Below are 16,710 nucleotides of genomic sequence, written 5' to 3' on the forward strand. Positions count from 1 at the left end.
CTTACGGCGTTCGTCGCTAAGGTATCTTCTGGTCCTGAGCTAAAGTGTGCTCACGATTGTTTGGAAGACGGGTGGTATTCATCCGTCTTTTTTGTTTTAAGCTGATATTTTAAGGGGGGGTTTTCTTATTAGCAAGGACTTAAGACTAAATGACGAAATCCGGGTTCGGGAGGTTCGTCTCGTTGGTGAAGAGGGAGAACAACTTGGAATTATGGCGACCAGAGACGCTTTGAACATTGCTGTCGAGAAGTCTTTAGATCTCGTCGAGATCGCACCGACGGCTAAACCGCCGGTCTGCAAACTAATGGACTACGGTAAGTACAAGTACGAGCAAGCCAAGCGAGACAAAGAGGCTCGAAAAAAGCAAAAAAATATGGAAATTAAAGAAGTTAAATTGCGTCCCAACATTGAGGATCATGACTTCGAGACTAAAGCCCGCAACGCCCAACGCTTTTTACTCGATGGAGATAAAGTAAAGGTGACGATTATGTTCCGCGGACGGGAAGTTACCCACCCGGAGCTTGGAAGGGCGTTATGCTTGAGACTTGCTGAATTTTGTAAAACAGAGTGTACTGTCGAACGCGAAGCTAAGCTTGAGGGACGAAACATGATTATGATCTTAGCTACGATTAAACACGACTAACTACCGAGAGGGGGATTTATCAAATGCCTAAAATGAAAACCCACCGTGGAGCGGCAAAACGTTTTAAGAAAACAGGAACCGGTAAAATAATCCGTATGCATGGCTACACAAGCCACATACTAGAGAAGAAGTCGCCGAAAACCAAAAGGCACTTGCGCTCATCTACTGTGATGCATAAATCTGATGTAAAACGAATAAAGAATTTAATTGCTTATCTCTAAATATTTGAGCTAGAAGGAGGTCTTCGGGATGGCCCGTGTAAAAAAAGGCGTAACCAAACATGCTCGCCATAAAAAAATATTAAAATTAGCAAAAGGATATCGTGGGGCGAAAAGCAAACTCTATCGCCCGGCGAATGAACAAGTTCTAAAATCTTTAGCTTATTCCTATGTCCATAGAAAAGATAACAAAGGTAACTTCCGTAAGCTCTGGATTGCCAGAATCAATGCCGCTGCCCGGATGAATGGTTTATCCTACAGCCGCATGATGAACGGGTTAAAGAAAGCTGGGGTTACTGTCAATCGAAAGATGCTGGCGGAACTGGCGATCAGCGATGCGGCAGCGTTTACAGAAATCGTTAATGTTGCCAAAGTACAAATCAACGCGTAAAAAGAGGGGGGTGCTAATGCATCTCCTTTTTGGCATACTAGTATAGTCTAGTTATCCTTACTAGCCCCTGGAGGTTGTATAGATGATTGAGTCCTTGCAGAATGAGCAGGTAAGATATGTGGTCTCTTTGCAGCGGTCTAAAGCCCGCGAGGAAGCCCAATTGTTTGTGGTTGAAGGCTGGCGATTCGTCGAAGAGGCAGTACGCCGAAATGCTCCTATTCAAAAGGTTTTTGTTTGCCAGGAACGAGAGACTCCAGAGTGGCAGTTTCTTCATCAAAGGTTGTGTGAACGAAGTATTCCTGTCGAGGAAGTGGCTATGCGTGTTCTTCGTAAAATGAGTGCAACGGAAGAACCGCAAGGAATTTTAGCCGTTGTACGTCAAACGGCCTATACTTGGGCAGATCTACAAATTGATCGGAATTCAGTCTTGCTTATTGTGGATGGTATCCAAGATCCAGGGAATTTAGGCACCATTTTACGCACAGCGTTGGCATCAGGAGTACGATATGTTTGTTTGACACCGGGAACCGTCGATTTATATAATCCGAAAGTTTTGCGAAGTACAATGGGAGCTATTTTTTCCCTAGTACTGCTGTCTGACCGGCAGCCGAAGGATATTTTGGACTTTTGTCGGGACCGGGGTTTGAGTGTTATCATGGGAGATATCCAGGGCAGTTCGGTTTATCATATCAAACTAGCGGATGGTCCGCTTGCCCTTGTTGTTGGAAACGAGGGAAATGGACCATCTCCATCCTTTCGGAGTGCAGATGTCCAGTGTGTTACGATTCCTATGTCTCAAGACGTTGAGTCACTTAATGTGGCGATAGCCACGGGCATATTGCTTTATGAAGTTGTTCGCCAAAGGGAGTCTTGTAAAACATAGAAGAGCTATGCTATAATTTTCTCTGAACTAGTGAGGATGCCAATTACTCAGATAATGCGATGATCAGGTTAAAAGGAGAGTTTTCTTTTCAGGGAGGTATGGCCAAGGACTGTGAGCCAGCCAAGAAGGTGCCCACCTCTTACCAAGAAGAGGTTAAATTTCGCCTGGGAGTGGCCTGCTGAACTGTGGGGTAGGCCCGGTTTCCACCGTTAAAAGGAGATTAAGTGTGGCTGAAATTGCCAAACCAGGGTGGTACCGCGAGAGCAGACTCTCGTCCCTTTTCAGGGGACGAGAGTCTTGTATATTTATCAAGTTTTCAAGACCCCCACTTCTATAAGTGGGGGTGGGTTCTTCGTAACTTCAGGTGGGGTAGAGTCCCCATCTGAAGTTACGATGTTCAGCTTTAGCGTAAGCGAGTTCACTACGGTAGGGTAATCTAAGGAATGATCGTAGAGGTAGTTTAGGAATTGCCCTTAAAGGGTACTCCTATACCAGGATTATGAAAGGGTGGTTTACTTGAAGAGTGAAATACTTCGTATTGGAGAAGAGGCATTACGAGAGTTGAAGGAGCTTGACGGGCTGGAAGCACTCCAGGAACTTAAAGTGAAAGTTCTCGGAAAAAAAGGAACGTTAACCGCATTGTTACGTCAAATGGGTAGCTTAAGTCCGGAAGAGCGGCCGATAATGGGTCAAGTTGTCAATGAGATGCGCAGTCGTCTGGAACAAGCGTGGGAGGAACGTAGTGCGGAGTTAGATCGGCTGTCTCTGCAGAAACGGTTGGCAACTGAACGCATTGATATCACGTTACCAGGAGTTCGTGTTCCGCGTGGTCATCTTCACCCCCTTACACAGATTGTCGAAGAGATTGAAGATATCTTTTTGGGAATGGGATTCCAAATTGCCGAAGGGCCGGAAATTGAAACGGATTATTATAACTTTGAAGCCCTAAATATACCAAAGGATCATCCCGCTCGCGAAATGCAAGACTCCTTTTATATTACCGAGGAAATTCTGCTTCGAACGCAGACCTCTCCCGTTCAGATTCGCACGATGGAGAAGCTCTACCCGGAGCTCCCGGTGAAAATCATTGCTCCAGGGAAAGTCTATCGTAATGATGACGATGCGACACATTCCCCGATGTTCCATCAGGTCGAGGGGCTTGTTGTGGATCGTGGGATCCGGATGTCAGATCTCAAGGGGATTCTTTTGAATTTCTCTCGCCAAATGTTTGGCGAATCCAGAGAAATTCGTTTAAGGCCGAGCTTTTTCCCATTTACTGAGCCAAGTGCCGAAGTGGATGTTTCCTGTATGCTCTGTGAGGGAGTGGGATGCCGTCTCTGTAAAGGGACCGGCTGGATCGAAATATTAGGGTCGGGAGTGGTTCATCCTGGAGTCTTGGAAATGGGCGGCTATAATCCGAAAGAGGTCACGGGATTTGCCTTCGGTATCGGAGTTGAGCGAATCGCCATGCTGAAATTTGGAATTGAAGATATGAGACTCTTGTTTGATAATGATTTGCGCTTTTTGCAACAGTTTTAAGGGGGGAAGGTCATGAAAGTCAGTTTAGAATGGTTGCGCCAACTCGTTGATGTCGATCAGAGCGCTGAAGAGTTAGCGGAAACGTTAACCCGTGGTGGGATTGAAGTCGAAGATGTCGCGGACCTGAATAAAGGATTCGAAAAAGTAGTGGTTGGTGAAATCATCAGTTTAACAAAACATCCGGATGCAGACCGGCTATTGGTTTGTGCAGTGAATGTGGGTCAAGAGGAGATAACGATTGTCACCGGCGCCCAAAACTTACAGATTGGAGACCGGATCCCGGTAGCCTTGGTAGGCTCGACCCTTCCCAATGAACTTTCAATCCGCAAGTCCAAACTCAGAGGGGTAGTCTCTCAAGGTATGCTGTGTTCACGTGAAGAGCTTCTTCTTGATGCGACGGTAGGCTTGGAACGCAGCGCGGATGGGATTCTTATTTTAGAGTCTGACGCCCCAATCGGAGAGAATTTAGGCAAATATTTAGGGCGCGAAGACAGTGTTTTAGACTTGGAACTCTATCCAAACCGGCCGGATTGCTTGGCTATGGTGAATGTTGCCCGTGAAGTCGCGTCTCTCACTCGGAAAAAGTCCCATTTAACGAAATGGGCGGAACAAAATCAAGAGCTTTCCCTGCCAACTACCCCGGATCTGCGCGTTATCATCGAGGAAGCTGAGTTATGTTGGCGTTATGCAGGCTTAGTGGTTGAGGATGTTCATATTGTTCCTTCTCCGGAGTGGATGCAGCGTAGACTTAAGGCAGCTGGAGTCCGCCCCATTAATAATATTGTGGATATTACGAACTACTGTATGTTGGAAATGGGACAACCCTTACATGCCTTTGATCGAGATAAAATAAGTGGGGACATTCACGTCCGCACTGCCTATCCCAACGAAATAATTGTATCCTTAGACGGTGTTGAACGTTTTCTTCAAGCGGATACCCTGATTATTGCTGACGACCGCCAACCTTTGGCAATCGCTGGCGTAATGGGTGGGTTAAACAGTGAAGTGACGCAGGATACGAAGCGGTTATTGATTGAATCCGCTCATTTTTCCGGGGTAAGTGTCCGCCGAACAAGCCGTCGTTTAGGGCTCAGGTCTGAAGCTTCAAACCGTTTTGAAAAGGGAATTAATGCCTATGGGTGCGTGGCTACACTAGGACGGGTTTGTGATCTGATCCTGGAACTGGGAGTGGGTCACCCTGTAGCGCTGGTGGATGAAGTGAAGAACCTCCCTCCTTGCCGCCGAGTTAGTCTCTCTGTCCAACATACGGCAACCGTCCTTGGTATTGACCTTAAGACAGCGGAAGTCCGCCAAGTTCTGGAGGACTTGAATTTTGAATTTCAGGAACAGGATGGTTTATTCAACGTTGAGATTCCAACCTACCGCTCGGACATTCAAATCGAAGAGGATCTGATGGAAGAAGTTGCCCGTTTGATCGGGTATGACCGAATTCCGACGACTCTTCCTCAAGGAGATCAGACCCAAGGCAGTCGTACTTCGGAACAGGAGTTTCGTCGTCGACTGCGTAAGGCTTTAGCTCAATTCGGCATGGATGAGGTAATTACCTATTCGTTCACTCGCCCGGAGGAAGATGCGCAGTGGGGCAGCGCCAAGCATGCAATTCCCTTGCTTAATCCGTTACGGGAAGAACTCAGTGTGATGCGTACTTCTCTTGTACCGGGACTCCTGGATATAGCTGCTCGAAATGTTGCCCGCCGAAACACGGAGGTGAGCATTTTCGAGATAGGGAATACTTATTGGGGGCATGAGCAGCCTTTACAGAATCTTCCTCGAGAAGAGCTGCGCGTGGCCGGACTCGCTGTGGGAAAGAGCGGAAGGCATTGGCTTAACCAGCCGGTTATGTATGATTTCTATTATCTCAAGGGGATTTTAGAAGGTTTGGCTCGGGAATTTGGGCTTGAATTGGAATACCGTATTGCCAGGAATCAATCCTTACTCCATCCGGGGCGATCGGCAGACGTTTATATTGAGAACCAACGCATTGGATTTTTGGGTGAAATGCATCCCTCTCTGGAAAAAGAGTGGGGGCTGGAACGGGTGGTCTTATTCGAATTAGAGTTTACCCCATTGTTTGTTCGGATGCGTCAAACCGTTCGAGCTTACTCTATCCCGCGTTTCCCAGCGATCCAAAGGGATCTGGCTATAGTTGTGGCCCAGGAAACTCAAGCAGACGCAGTTATGTCTAAGATAAGAAAGCTGGGTGGGGAATTGTTGCAGCAAGTAGAAATATTTGATGTCTATACGGGAAAACCCATACCAGACGATCGTAAAAGTCTAGCGTTCATGCTTCGTTACCAGTCTTTAGAAAGGACGTTAACTGACGAGGAAATTAATATCCTGAATTCCCGCATTTTAGAGGGAATTCAGCAGGAATTTGCCGCGGAATGGCGAAAATAGAAGGAAAGATTAAACAGAACGGTAGATTAAAGCAGAACGGTATTAAGAGAGCGGGGGAAAATTGTGTCACATGAACAAGTCAAAATCACAGTTGAGATTTTTGGAGAGAAGCATGTGATCCGCGGTGATGGGACAGCACCGTATATCCAAGGGCTGGCGTATGAAGTTGATAAGAAGATGCGCCTAATCGCTCAACGGTTACCTCGCTTGAGTATTCACCAGATTGCTGTTTTAACCGCCTTAAATTTAGCAGATGAGCTCGCCAAATTACGAGAAGAACAAGAAACGTTAATGCAGCTGCTTGGTGAAAAAACAGAGTAGCATGGAGTGGTGATAAGTGAAGCACCTGGAATCTCCAGGTGCTTTTTTCTAATCAGGCTGACAAGAAAACAGTATAGGTGATAATTTATGATAACTTTTAAAAATGATTGGCAGAACTTATTAAAGGATGAGTTTCAGAAAGATTATTATCAAAAATTAAGACAGTTTTTGATAACTGAATATAGAACAAAAACAATTTATCCGAATATGTATAATATATTTAATGCCCTTCATTATACTGCTTATCAAGATATTAAAGTTGTTATTATAGGTCAAGACCCTTATCATGGACCAAATCAGGCACATGGCCTTAGTTTTTCTGTTCAGCCAGGAATAGCTCCCCCCCCGTCCTTAGTCAATATTTTCAAGGAACTGCAGAGTGATTTAGACTGCTATCTTCCGAATAATGGATATTTGAAAAAATGGGCGGATCAAGGAGTGCTATTATTAAATACTGCGCTAACTGTGGTTGCCGGTCAGGCAAACTCCCATAGGCACATTGGATGGGAAACATTCACGGATAAGGTGATTACTCTACTTAACGAGCGGCAGGCTCCCATTGTGTTTATCCTCTGGGGAAGCAACGCTTATTCCAAATCGAACCTGATCACTAATTCGAATCACTATATCTTAAAATCCCCACATCCCAGCCCACTCTCGGCATTTAGGGGATTCTTTGGGAGTAAACCTTTTTCTAAATCCAACAATTTTTTGCATTCCCTTGGGAGACCTCCTATAGACTGGCAAATTGAAAACCTGTGAAAATACTGCGACGGGAGCAGTCGACTTCCACAGCCGGATGCTCCCAACAGCTATATTTCTATACCCAACCACGCATCTTAACGGGTTGGCTCATCAAGCCAATAATTTCCGCCACCCGATCGAATTGAGATTGGGCATTTTCGTAGGGATTGTAAGAACTGCCAGTCATTAAAGTATGCTTCCTTATTGCGCTTTTTTCCTACAATTACTTGAAGAAAAAGCATATTGTATTCTTTAAGCATCATATAAAAATGCTCTCCTTTCTCAGCATTTTTTATATTTGAAAGAAATTTTCGGAAAGTGTCGAAGGATAAATCAGTAACGTGTCGAATCTATAATCCAAGTATGGTCTGGACTTTGGAGGAAGATAAGAAAACGTCTACATGATTATGAATGGCCCTTAGTGATTGCTGGAAAGACGATAGACACTGAAATGGAGGATAACCTATGATCTATGAAGTGTGTGCACTTGTGGCCGCCATCGTTTTTGGGGTGTTAGGCCTTGAATTGATGCTTTGGGTGCGCTCGGCCAGGAAACTGACTGAGGAGGCAAAGCAAACGATCCGGGATATTAATACTCATCTGCCGAGTATGCTTGACGATGTGCAAGTTGTGACCACCCTTATCAGACAAACCACAGAGCAGGTGGGCGGTACAGTAAATGAGGCAGCTGTTAGCCTTGAGGAGCTGAGGAGGAATCCTTTGCGCTTTGTTACAGCCTTTTTGTTGGCGGCGAAACAAGCGATCGAGTTATGGGATGACATTTGTAGCCGGAAAAAGGAAGCTCCGGACCGCTAAAGTGTGGTATGGAGCTTCCTTTTCTAATTATTCTTTGAAGCGGGATTTCCGTTTGAAAAATACTTGAGATCCCTTCCCGCCATCCGTGCCTACAGGGATACTTGGCCGTCCATAGCCGACGGCTCAATTTCAGGTTTATTTTGGAACGATTCTTCGGTTTGTGTACCTTCGGCAATATTAATATAGCCGGATTTCTTCATCTTCAGGGATTTTTGGATAAAGGTTTGGAGATCTTCGGCTAATTGTTTTCCTTTCTCCACTAGATCTGTGCCCTGTTGTTTCAACGCTCCGGCATGATGTGACGTGACGTCTTCGACGTGTTCCAAGACATCGTCAGCTTTTTTAGATATTCCATGACGTAATTCTTTCCCGCTCTTTGGTGCAATCATTAGGCCAACTACGGCCCCGGCAAGACCTCCAACGAGGGCAGCCAAGGCGACGGTGCAGAGGTTAGTATTCTGATGAGCTTTGTGCATTCTTTGCATAAGATCAATCCTTTCTTTATTAACGTCCTGGTAATATTATATCATATTGTCAATAGAACGTCGAAGTTTAGCCGCAATAATATTTTTTGAAAGCAAAGCTTAAAGGATTGATTTACACTGGAATATCAGATATAAATTTAAGTGACCGAACGGTGGGTTCCCGTTTGCCTAATGGCTCAAGCAGCAGACAAATCAATACTTAAAATATTTATTATTGGGGGAAGAGCGCATTGAAAAAGATAACTGGGATAATTAGTAAGATCCTTATCCTACTCGTCGTCCCAATGGCGTTTGGCTTAACAGGGTGTAGTGCAAGCCAGCCGGCTATTGTAGAAGAAGAAAAATATATTCCGGTCGAAGTTCAAGAGGCTGGGAAGAAGATGCTTATCAATACGGCAACTTTGAGCGGGACAGTATCTTCGAATACCGATGTCTCCGTTATTCCAAAAATCCCCGGGAAGGTTGAGTCTGTCAATGTGAAGGTAGGGGACCTTGTTAAGAAAGATACTGTTCTTTTCACTCTCGAATCCTCGGATATGAAGGATACATTTCAGTTAGCCAATGCTAGATATCAAAACAGCAGAGAACTTTGGGCAGCGGCCAAGGCTTCTCTGGATCGTACAAAAGTATTGGCCGCAGATAAGATCGCTGAGGCTAAACAGAACTTGGCCAATTCAAAGGCTCTTTTTGCAGTTGGCGCTATTTCAAAGAATCAACTGGATCAAACCGAACTTGCAGTCAAGGAATTAGAATCGACATTTGCCGGTCAGATCGAGCAGCTAACAGTTCAGGCTTCGGATAGCACTCTAAAGCTAGCGGAAGTCCAATTTACTCAAGCCCAGGAGGCTTTGGATAATGCTGTAGTTACTGTACCGGTTGACGGGATTGTCTCCCAAGTAAATGTTTCAATTGGAAATATGGTTAGTACAGTACAGGCTGCTATGAGTTTGACAAATACAAATAATCTGTATATTTCTCTCGGTGTTGCAGAGAATCTAGTAAATCGCCTTACGACGGGGAACCCTGTGAAGGTCACTGTTCCTTCGGTGTCAGCGGGGAGCGTTGAAGGAAAGATTGAGTATATCAGTCCTTCTGCAGATTCAAAAACCCAGTTGTATCCTGTGAAAATTGTGTTGGAGAATCCCGAAGGTTTGATTAAGCCAGGTATGTTTGTCAAAGTTGAACTCACGACCGAAGAGAAGCCGGACGTGATGGCCATAAAAAGTGAGGCCATCGTCCTGAAAAACGAGAAAACTATCGTTTATGTTGTTCAAGACAATAAAGCTGTTGCTAAAGAGGTCATTACGGGTCTTGATACGGGGGCGGAAATCGAAATTCTTCAAGGTTTGGAGCAAGGTAATCGGGTTATCATCAAAGGACAAACGTTAGTGGATGAAGGCTGCAAAGTGAAGATTATAGGAGGGGAGGAGTCTTGAAGCTAGCGGAAGTTTCGGTTAAGCGCCCAGTCACCGCCATCATGGCGATGCTCGTAATCATTCTTTGGGGGGGGATTTCTCTAACCCGTCTGCCGATCGATCTTCTGCCGAACTTTGAAGTTCCTTATGCGATCGTGGTTACTCAGTATTCTGGGGTGGGTCCTCAGGAAATCGAGAAGCTCATTACTAATCCTCTGGAAGGAGCCGTGTCCACGGTAGAAAATATTGATACGGTTACTTCCACAACATCCGAGGGGAGCTCAATAGTCATAGCGGAGTTTAAATCAGGGACGGACATGGACTTTGCGGCCCTTCAAATGCGCGAGAAAGTTGATCAGATGAAGAGTCGTTTGCCAACAGGCGCTGGAACGCCGATGGTTATGAAGCTTGACTTAGGGGCAATGCCGGTTGTTATTTTGACATTGAGCGGACAAGACGCGGACCTTGCAAAGTTACAGTCTGTAGCGGAGGATAAGCTTAAACCTCAGCTTGAGCGTGTGGCAGGAGCTGCATCTGTTACTGTTATTGGAGGGTATGAAGAACAAGTTGAGATCAAAACTCATCTGGAAAAAATGAATGGCTATGGCCTAACTTTAAATACCTTAACTGCTCTTATTGGCGCTGAAAATCTTAATGCACCAGGGGGTCAGGTTCAAAAGGGAACTCAGGAACTCACAATCAGGACAACCGGTGAGTTTGAATCAATTGATGAGATTGAAGAACTTATGATTCCTCTGCCTGGTGGAGGGCAGATCAGATTAAAGGATATCGCGGAGGTAGGCATAGGGCATAAGGACATTACCGCGATTACCAAAGCGGATGGCGAAAAAAGTGTAAGCATTGCAGTTCAAAAACAATCAGGGACGAATACGGTTAAAGTAGCAGATGGAGTCAAAGCTGCAGTCGAAGAATTTGTTAAAGGATACCCTGATTTAAAAATCAAGACAGTAATGGACCAGTCTGATTCAATTAATCAATCCATTAAAACTGTTAAAAATGAAGCTATTTTGGGAGGGATCTTAGCCATTATTGTGGTTTTTCTCTTCTTCCATAATCTTCGAACTACCTTTATCACGGCGACAGCTATTCCGATTGCCATGATGGCGACCTTTGCAGTCCTTTATTTTGCAGGGATCACGATTAATATGATGACCCTTGGAGGACTGACTTTGGCGATGGGACGTTTGGTGGATGATAATATAGTAGCCTTGGAAAACATTCATCGACATCGCCAGGAAGGATACTCAAAATCTGAGGCTGCTATTAAAGGCGTGTCCGAGGTCGGGATGGCAGTTTTCGCCTCCACGTTGACTACGGTCGCAGTTTTTCTCCCGATCGTCTTTGTTCAAGGAATCGTAGCTACAATTTTTAGAGAATTGGCCTTGACCTTCGCCGTATCCCTTATGGCCTCGCTTCTTGTTTCGCTAACCTTGGTTCCCACACTTTCGGCCAAGCTAATGAAAACAGAGGTTATTCCAGAGGGGCGTACAGGATTAAAAGGAGTTTTTGACCGTTTTAGTCGCTGGTTTGATAGGACCTTTGGGTATGTGCAAGCCGTCTATAGGAAATTTTTACATTATGGGTTACATCATCGCAAGAAAGTGGTGTTGATTGCGACGGCAGTTTTAATTCTCTCTGGGGCATCCGCTTTCAGTTTGGGGGCGGAATTCATGCCGGCGTCAGATGTCGGTCAATTAACGATTAACACTACATTGCCGGATGGGGCAAAACTTCAGGATACCGAAGCCACGGTGAATCAAATTCAGAAAAAACTGGAGGAGATCCCTGAAATCGAAACGGTTTTTACCCAGATTGGGACCAACGGAGGATTTTCACTCGGAGGGGATACCGCCAATACCAGCTCAGTCAGTGTCCAACTCGTTGATTTGGATGTTCGACAGCGGAGTGTTGGGCAGGTGGGCGATCAGATCCGTTCGTTGACCAAAGATATTCCTGGGGCTGAGATTAAAGTAACTGTTACAGATAATATGCAAATGGGTAGTTCCACAACTCCGATTGACATTGCTATCAAAGGTGAGGAGCTCGATGAACTCAAGAAGATAGGAATGGATATCCAGAAGACCGTTGCGTCAGTTGAAGGAACGCGAGAAGTCAAAACGAGCATTACGGAAGGGGTCCCGGAGGTCGTAGTTAAAATCAACCGTCAGAATGCATCTCAATTTGGTTTATCAGCTGCACAGATTTCTCAGGCCGTCAAGGGTACAATTTCCGGAACAACTGCCACAACCTACCGCTACGAAGGAACAGAAATTGATGTCGTACTGAGCGGGGATGAGACGTTTAAAACGAGTCTTGAGAATTTAAGGCAGACTCCGGTTTCCACACTTTCGGGGATTACCATTCCCCTAAGTCAAGTGGCCGAAATCGAGATGGGACGAGGGCCGGTAAAGATTGAGCGCACCGGGCAGACCCGAGTAGTCCACGTCACAAGTCAGATCATAAACCGGGATTTACGGAGTATCACGGCGGATATTGAAACTAAGTTAAAAAACTATCAGATTCCTGAGGGGTATACTTATGAAGTTTTAGGTGAAAATAAAGAACTCATGGAATCATTTGCGGACTTGGGTCTCGCCTTAATACTGGCGATTCTTCTGGTATATATGATTTTGGCATCTCAGTTCGAATCTTTGTTACACCCTTTTACGATCATTTTATCGTTACCCATGGGATTTTCTGGTGGTATGCTGGGCCTATTCATTACCCGGACAACGATAAGCGTGCCCGCGTTTATCGGATTAATTCTTTTAATAGGGATTGCTGTTAGTAATACTATTGTTCTAGTGGACTATATTAACAAACGAAGAGAACGGGGAGAGGAGCGGGAAGAGGCCATTGAGAATGCCGGGCCGATTCGCTTGCGCCCCATTCTGATGACCGCACTGGCAACTATTCTGGGACTTCTGCCAATGGCATTAGGGATCGGTGAAGGCTCAGAAACAATGGCTCCGATGGGTATAGTAGTAATTTTTGGACTCACATTTTCCACGATCTCAACTCTGTTACTGGTACCGGTAATTTATACGATATTCGAAGACGTCAGGGATGCAAGGAAGCTAAAAAGAGCAAAGAGCATTGCTGCACAGAATATTACGCACTCAGTTTAAAGTCGAGGTTCGCTTTGATCATCAGGCGATTGTGAATGTGATGCTGAAGGGTCCGAGATAGTCCCGAAGAATGCATGATTTTGAAAGTGCCCATCTAAAGATAAAAGAGGTGTGTTAATGCCTAGCATTATCCGGTAACGTTTATTGAGGAGGCTATAATGAGTTTCGGATAAGAGCAATTCAAGCACTGCAAGTTCTACATACTCTGGTGCTGCGTAATCAAAGCGGTTCCAGGCATATAGTATCTTGCCTCTCGCTTCTTCAATTTCCGCGATTAAGCATTCCGTCTCATTGGGCTGCGGTCTTTTCGGGGGAGAAACGGATAATAAGAACTTTTTAACTAAAGTCTTCATTAGAATCAACCTCACCTCACTTAATGTGGATGGCAATACAAAAATATATGTCCACCTTTGTTTGGATATGACCTATGAATCAGTGAATAAATAGAGGGATTAAACACTTTAATACCGTGTTGTTATAAAAATCACCTCAATTGGGAAAGACTAGTAGTAGTCTAAACTTAAGAGGTGATTAATATTTTATTACCGCACCGACGATGTCGGAAATCCTCGGCAATCCTGTGTGGGATGATGTGCTTGTTTCTRTGGCAAGCCGGTTACTTTCCTGCTCTGGGACAAGGAAGCGATAATGCAGCCGGGAATCCAATGAATGGGACCGATATAATTGTGGTACAGCGCGGGGAAACCCTTTGGGGTCTTGCCCAAAGCCATCACACTACCGTGGATGAAATTGTAAAGCTTAACAATGTGAAAAACCTTGACATCATCAGAGAAGGGGAATCCTTATGCGTTCCGAACAGAGTGGTGAAGGATAAACCTGAAAAAAGCAAAAATATTATCGTGTCGCATAACACGGTCAATCTGCCGTGGTGGGTAAATGCTTTACGCGGATACTTTGTTCAGCAGAAGTCAACAATTCAAACCTACGAAATCTTCGTAAACCAAGAAACAGCAGATCCTCCCTTAATAAATACGCTTCCTGATGATATAGCCGCCGTCAACAAGCCAACAGTGCAAAAAACGGCCTCGGTAGGGCCGGAAAGCCAGGTGCTATCTCGCAGTTTGGGATATTCGGTCTCCAAAGAGGATGTGGAGCTATTAACTCGTGTTATCCATGGTGAAGCGCGGGGCGAAAACTTTGAGGGACAAGTTGCTGTTGGGGCGGTTGTGCTTAATCGTTTAAAAGATCCCCGTTTTCCTAAAACAATACGGGCAGTTGTTTACCAATCAGGTGCTTTTACAGCGGTTGATGACAAACAGATTCAGCTAGATCCCAATGATCAGTCTTACAAGGCGGCCGAGGCTGCACTATCAGGCCAGGATCCGACGGACGGAGCATTATTTTATTTCAATGAACGTCTCGCCACAGACCGTTGGATCAAGAGCCGATCCGTCGTCAAACGTATCGGGAACCATACTTTTAGTATCTAAGGGACTAGTGCTGCACAGCGCTCAGTCATACGACGCAGAGCAAACTAACCGTTCAAGCTCTTGCCTCTGGTAAGGCACTGAGATGGCGAGAAGGGATCCTTTGCTCAAAAATCCCGCAACTTCACTTTGTTGCGGGATTTTTCTTGGTGTAATATAAGTTCTTATCGTTTAGCGTTCTTGGTGTTTAGGGGGAGCGTCTCCCTGGTGTAAGGTAAAAAAAGCGATTTCTGGGGGGACATTAATGCGTAAAGGAAGAATACTTTCACCAATACCGCGGTTGATGTAAAGCGGAATACCGTTAATAACGTGATACCCTTCATATATTCCCAGATCGCCCAGATAGGTATTGGTGATGTAGGGTTGAAGTCCTGGAATGCGGATTTGCCCCCCATGGGTATGTCCAGTTAGAAAAAGCTCGGCCCCGTTTTTTGCCACATCGTCGAGACAATCTGTAGAATGGGCTAGGACCAGGCGAAAGGGTGGAATAGGAGGCGTGGGAGAAGAAAAAATATTTTGATAGGCCTGATCTACATCGTCATGCCGAGTAGCCGGGTCGTCAATCCCGATGACCCAAAGATTAAGGCTTGACAAAAAAGAGGCATTGTTTAATAAGGGTGTCCACCCTAAGTTTTGAAACTGTTGAAGATATCGTTTAAAAAGAGTGTGGGAAAGCCGGCTGTAATCGTTGTTACCCATGACAACGAATTTTCCGTAGGTGGCTGTAAGCCCACCCAAATAGCTATCTAATTTATCGAGATCCGTTTGGGTGGAAATGATATCTCCGGTGATTACGAGGAGATCCGGTTTTTTAGCCTTCACAATCTGTTCGATGTGTTCTGGCAAGATCCATAGGGTTTCCAGATGCAAATCACTGAGTTGGCAGATCGTCTTTCCCTCTAAAGAAGCCGGTAGATTAGGGTAAAATAAATCCCATTGTTCACTTTTTAGGGATAGGGTACCATGTCTTGCATAGCCGAGAATTCCAACACCTCCAAGGGGCAGTGTAGAAAGCAGCCAATGCTTTGCGACAAAACCGCCAATACCACGAAAAAAGCTGCGACGGGATATGTTATTAGTTAGCGTTGGAGGGGTTTTTTCGGGCATGGTTGCCTCCTTAATTTATTAGTTTGCCCATAAGAGTATGCAGAACCCTTCTATTTACACTATCATATCATGTTATAAAGTTACATTGAAATAAATAAAATAAAGGAGGGGAGCATGGTGAAGTTCGGTGGGAATGAGCCAAATGATCCTCAATTAGGTCAGGGATATTCTCCGGGTGCTATTCGCAATACGCTGGGCTCAGGACTTAAAGCGAGTGGGTTTTTCCAAAAAGATGGACAAATCCAAAACTTACGAGGGGGGTTTATAGGGGCAAAGCAACCGCCTTCTCAAGGGATCCCATACCAGACCCCTCCACCTGCGCTAGGCACAGGCTTTCCCCAGCAACAGAGTGGATACAACCAAGGCTTAATGTACACTCAGGGGCAAAGGTATAATCAGGGGGGATATAATCAAGGCGTGGGATATAATCAAGGCCTAGGTTATAATCAAGGGCAAGCGCGTCAACTTATTTTACAAGCCGCACAACAAGGGATTATTGGCAATGGAGTGGCTACAATCTCACCTGACAATAGTTTTCTTTTGATTGCCAATCTTCCAGCGCCACAAACGTTCCTGGGACAAGGACAAACGGGGATGTATGCGTCGTATTTGGTGGATGACAAGGGGAAGACGGGATTTTTAGCAGGGGTATTAAGGTCAGTTGGGAATGGAGTTTATCGGGCTCATTTCCACAGCCAAGTTCCACTCCATCATTACAGTCGTGTTGTAGTCTCAGTGGAAAATCCGGCACAGCTCGGGCAAGCGCCGAATGGGCCGATTATTTTAAAAGTCAAAGAGCCGATGGGAATGATGACATTTCTGACTCCGATGAAGAATACCGCAACGACTGTCTGGGGAAAGATATCTGGATTGATCAATGGCCGAAAGAAACCGGCGATAAATCCGGAAGCTGCTCCAATAAGTCCGGAACTTCTTCAATCTCTGAACCAAATGGACGTAGACCCGGAACCCAAAAAATAAGTATAGATAGTACCTTTTCAGAGGGTATTACACCATTTAAGGGGGTAAGTAATTCATTTCGAAGAATTACTTACCCCCTTTCTGGACGGTCCCTTCTCGCTATCGCGGTGCCTTGCCATTCTGCAAGACGGCTAATACGTGCGAAGACAGTG

Annotated in this window: 17 protein-coding genes and 1 other annotated feature (1 of these 18 cut by a window edge); of the genes, 13 read left to right on the forward strand and 4 right to left on the reverse strand. The window is 45.2% G+C overall.

Going from position 1 to position 16,710, the window contains the following annotated elements; all coding sequences use genetic code 11:
• Positions 1–100, forward strand: a sequence feature (ribosomal protein L20 leader region); it begins 30 nt to the left of the window's first position.
• 27 nt (positions 101–127) lie between these two features.
• The 8 genes from infC (at position 128) to AC6I5A_RS07805 (ending at position 7,175) form a co-directional block, all read left to right on the forward strand.
• A complete protein-coding gene (infC, locus tag AC6I5A_RS07770) occupies positions 128–643 on the forward strand; it encodes a translation initiation factor IF-3 (RefSeq protein WP_034614063.1) in 516 nt (171 codons plus the stop codon).
• 23 nt (positions 644–666) lie between these two features.
• Positions 667–864 (forward strand): 50S ribosomal protein L35, encoded by a 198-nt coding sequence (gene rpmI, locus AC6I5A_RS07775; RefSeq protein ID WP_034614065.1) that lies wholly within the window; start codon positions 667–669, stop codon positions 862–864.
• 28 nt (positions 865–892) lie between these two features.
• Positions 893–1,252, forward strand: coding sequence for a 50S ribosomal protein L20 (gene rplT / locus AC6I5A_RS07780; protein ID WP_034614070.1), 360 nt, complete (start codon positions 893–895; stop codon positions 1,250–1,252).
• 82 nt (positions 1,253–1,334) lie between these two features.
• Positions 1,335–2,135, forward strand: a complete 801-nt coding sequence (locus AC6I5A_RS07785; RefSeq protein ID WP_034614073.1) for a TrmH family RNA methyltransferase — start codon at positions 1,335–1,337, stop codon at positions 2,133–2,135.
• Between the two features lie 516 nt (positions 2,136–2,651).
• Complete coding sequence (gene pheS / locus AC6I5A_RS07790; protein WP_034614074.1) at positions 2,652–3,674, forward strand: phenylalanine--tRNA ligase subunit alpha; 1,023 nt, start codon at positions 2,652–2,654, stop codon at positions 3,672–3,674.
• Positions 3,675–3,686: 12 nt separating this feature from the next.
• The gene (gene pheT, locus AC6I5A_RS07795; RefSeq protein ID WP_034614077.1) at positions 3,687–6,092 is read left to right on the forward strand and encodes a phenylalanine--tRNA ligase subunit beta; all 2,406 of its coding nucleotides are present in this window, start codon (positions 3,687–3,689) and stop codon (positions 6,090–6,092) included.
• A gap of 63 nt (positions 6,093–6,155) precedes the next feature.
• On the forward strand, positions 6,156–6,413 hold the full coding sequence (locus AC6I5A_RS07800) for a cell division protein ZapA (RefSeq protein ID WP_034614079.1): 258 nt from the start codon (positions 6,156–6,158) through the stop codon (positions 6,411–6,413).
• 87 nt (positions 6,414–6,500) lie between these two features.
• Positions 6,501–7,175, forward strand: coding sequence for a uracil-DNA glycosylase (locus AC6I5A_RS07805; protein ID WP_034614082.1), 675 nt, complete (start codon positions 6,501–6,503; stop codon positions 7,173–7,175).
• 77 nt (positions 7,176–7,252) lie between these two features.
• Here AC6I5A_RS07805 and AC6I5A_RS07810 read toward each other — a convergent pair whose 3' ends face one another.
• The gene (locus AC6I5A_RS07810) at positions 7,253–7,420 is read right to left on the reverse strand and encodes a hypothetical protein (protein ID WP_497900593.1); all 168 of its coding nucleotides are present in this window, start codon (positions 7,418–7,420) and stop codon (positions 7,253–7,255) included.
• Positions 7,421–7,622: 202 nt separating this feature from the next.
• On the opposite strand from AC6I5A_RS07810, the gene AC6I5A_RS07815 reads away from it, so the two are divergent.
• Positions 7,623–7,973, forward strand: a complete 351-nt coding sequence (locus AC6I5A_RS07815; protein ID WP_034614085.1) for a hypothetical protein — start codon at positions 7,623–7,625, stop codon at positions 7,971–7,973.
• Between the two features lie 89 nt (positions 7,974–8,062).
• Here the strand turns inward: AC6I5A_RS07815 and AC6I5A_RS07820 are convergent, their stop codons facing one another.
• Positions 8,063–8,458 carry a YtxH domain-containing protein gene (locus AC6I5A_RS07820; protein WP_034614087.1) on the reverse strand — a complete coding sequence of 132 codons (396 nt, stop codon included), beginning with the start codon at positions 8,456–8,458 and terminating at the stop codon, positions 8,063–8,065.
• A 230-nt stretch (positions 8,459–8,688) separates the two neighbouring features.
• Between AC6I5A_RS07820 and AC6I5A_RS07825 the strand changes: the two genes are divergently transcribed.
• Together AC6I5A_RS07825 and AC6I5A_RS07830 are read left to right on the forward strand one after the other, a co-directional pair.
• Entirely contained in the window at positions 8,689–9,894 is a 1,206-nt protein-coding gene (locus AC6I5A_RS07825) for an efflux RND transporter periplasmic adaptor subunit (RefSeq protein ID WP_052167964.1), read from the forward strand.
• Entirely contained in the window at positions 9,891–13,022 is a 3,132-nt protein-coding gene (locus AC6I5A_RS07830; protein WP_034614090.1) for an efflux RND transporter permease subunit, read from the forward strand. Before AC6I5A_RS07825 ends, AC6I5A_RS07830 begins: the two co-directional genes overlap by 4 nt.
• On the opposite strand, the gene AC6I5A_RS07835 is transcribed toward AC6I5A_RS07830, so the two are convergent.
• Positions 13,019–13,375 (reverse strand): hypothetical protein, encoded by a 357-nt coding sequence (locus AC6I5A_RS07835; RefSeq protein WP_034614092.1) that lies wholly within the window; start codon positions 13,373–13,375, stop codon positions 13,019–13,021. The two genes, AC6I5A_RS07830 and AC6I5A_RS07835, sit on opposite strands and share 4 nt — an antisense overlap.
• Before the next feature lie 237 nt (positions 13,376–13,612).
• Here AC6I5A_RS07835 and AC6I5A_RS07840 point away from each other — a divergent pair, with 237 nt between their 5' ends.
• Positions 13,613–14,473 (forward strand): cell wall hydrolase, encoded by an 861-nt coding sequence (locus AC6I5A_RS07840; protein WP_052167965.1) that lies wholly within the window; start codon positions 13,613–13,615, stop codon positions 14,471–14,473.
• Positions 14,474–14,641: 168 nt separating this feature from the next.
• On the opposite strand, the gene AC6I5A_RS07845 is transcribed toward AC6I5A_RS07840, so the two are convergent.
• Complete coding sequence (locus AC6I5A_RS07845) at positions 14,642–15,577, reverse strand: metallophosphoesterase (protein ID WP_034614095.1); 936 nt, start codon at positions 15,575–15,577, stop codon at positions 14,642–14,644.
• A gap of 114 nt (positions 15,578–15,691) precedes the next feature.
• Between AC6I5A_RS07845 and AC6I5A_RS07850 the strand changes: the two genes are divergently transcribed.
• Positions 15,692–16,558, forward strand: coding sequence for a hypothetical protein (locus AC6I5A_RS07850; RefSeq protein ID WP_052167966.1), 867 nt, complete (start codon positions 15,692–15,694; stop codon positions 16,556–16,558).
• Positions 16,559–16,710: the final 152 nt, after the last annotated feature.

It is taken from the genome of Desulfosporosinus sp. Tol-M2 (genome assembly GCF_059735615.1).

Coding starts and splice junctions, on each gene's coding strand:
- rpmI (WP_034614065.1), top strand. CDS start 667: ATGCCTAAAATGAAAACCCACCGTGGAGCGGCAAAACGTTTTAAGAAA.
- rplT (WP_034614070.1), top strand. CDS start 893: ATGGCCCGTGTAAAAAAAGGCGTAACCAAACATGCTCGCCATAAAAAA.
- AC6I5A_RS07785 (WP_034614073.1), top strand. CDS start 1,335: ATGATTGAGTCCTTGCAGAATGAGCAGGTAAGATATGTGGTCTCTTTG.
- pheT (WP_034614077.1), top strand. CDS start 3,687: ATGAAAGTCAGTTTAGAATGGTTGCGCCAACTCGTTGATGTCGATCAG.
- AC6I5A_RS07805 (WP_034614082.1), top strand. CDS start 6,501: ATGATAACTTTTAAAAATGATTGGCAGAACTTATTAAAGGATGAGTTT.
- AC6I5A_RS07810 (WP_497900593.1), bottom strand. CDS start 7,420: ATGATGCTTAAAGAATACAATATGCTTTTTCTTCAAGTAATTGTAGGA.
- AC6I5A_RS07815 (WP_034614085.1), top strand. CDS start 7,623: ATGATCTATGAAGTGTGTGCACTTGTGGCCGCCATCGTTTTTGGGGTG.
- AC6I5A_RS07820 (WP_034614087.1), bottom strand. CDS start 8,458: ATGCAAAGAATGCACAAAGCTCATCAGAATACTAACCTCTGCACCGTC.
- AC6I5A_RS07835 (WP_034614092.1), bottom strand. CDS start 13,375: ATGAAGACTTTAGTTAAAAAGTTCTTATTATCCGTTTCTCCCCCGAAA.
- AC6I5A_RS07845 (WP_034614095.1), bottom strand. CDS start 15,577: ATGCCCGAAAAAACCCCTCCAACGCTAACTAATAACATATCCCGTCGC.
- AC6I5A_RS07850 (WP_052167966.1), top strand. CDS start 15,692: ATGGTGAAGTTCGGTGGGAATGAGCCAAATGATCCTCAATTAGGTCAG.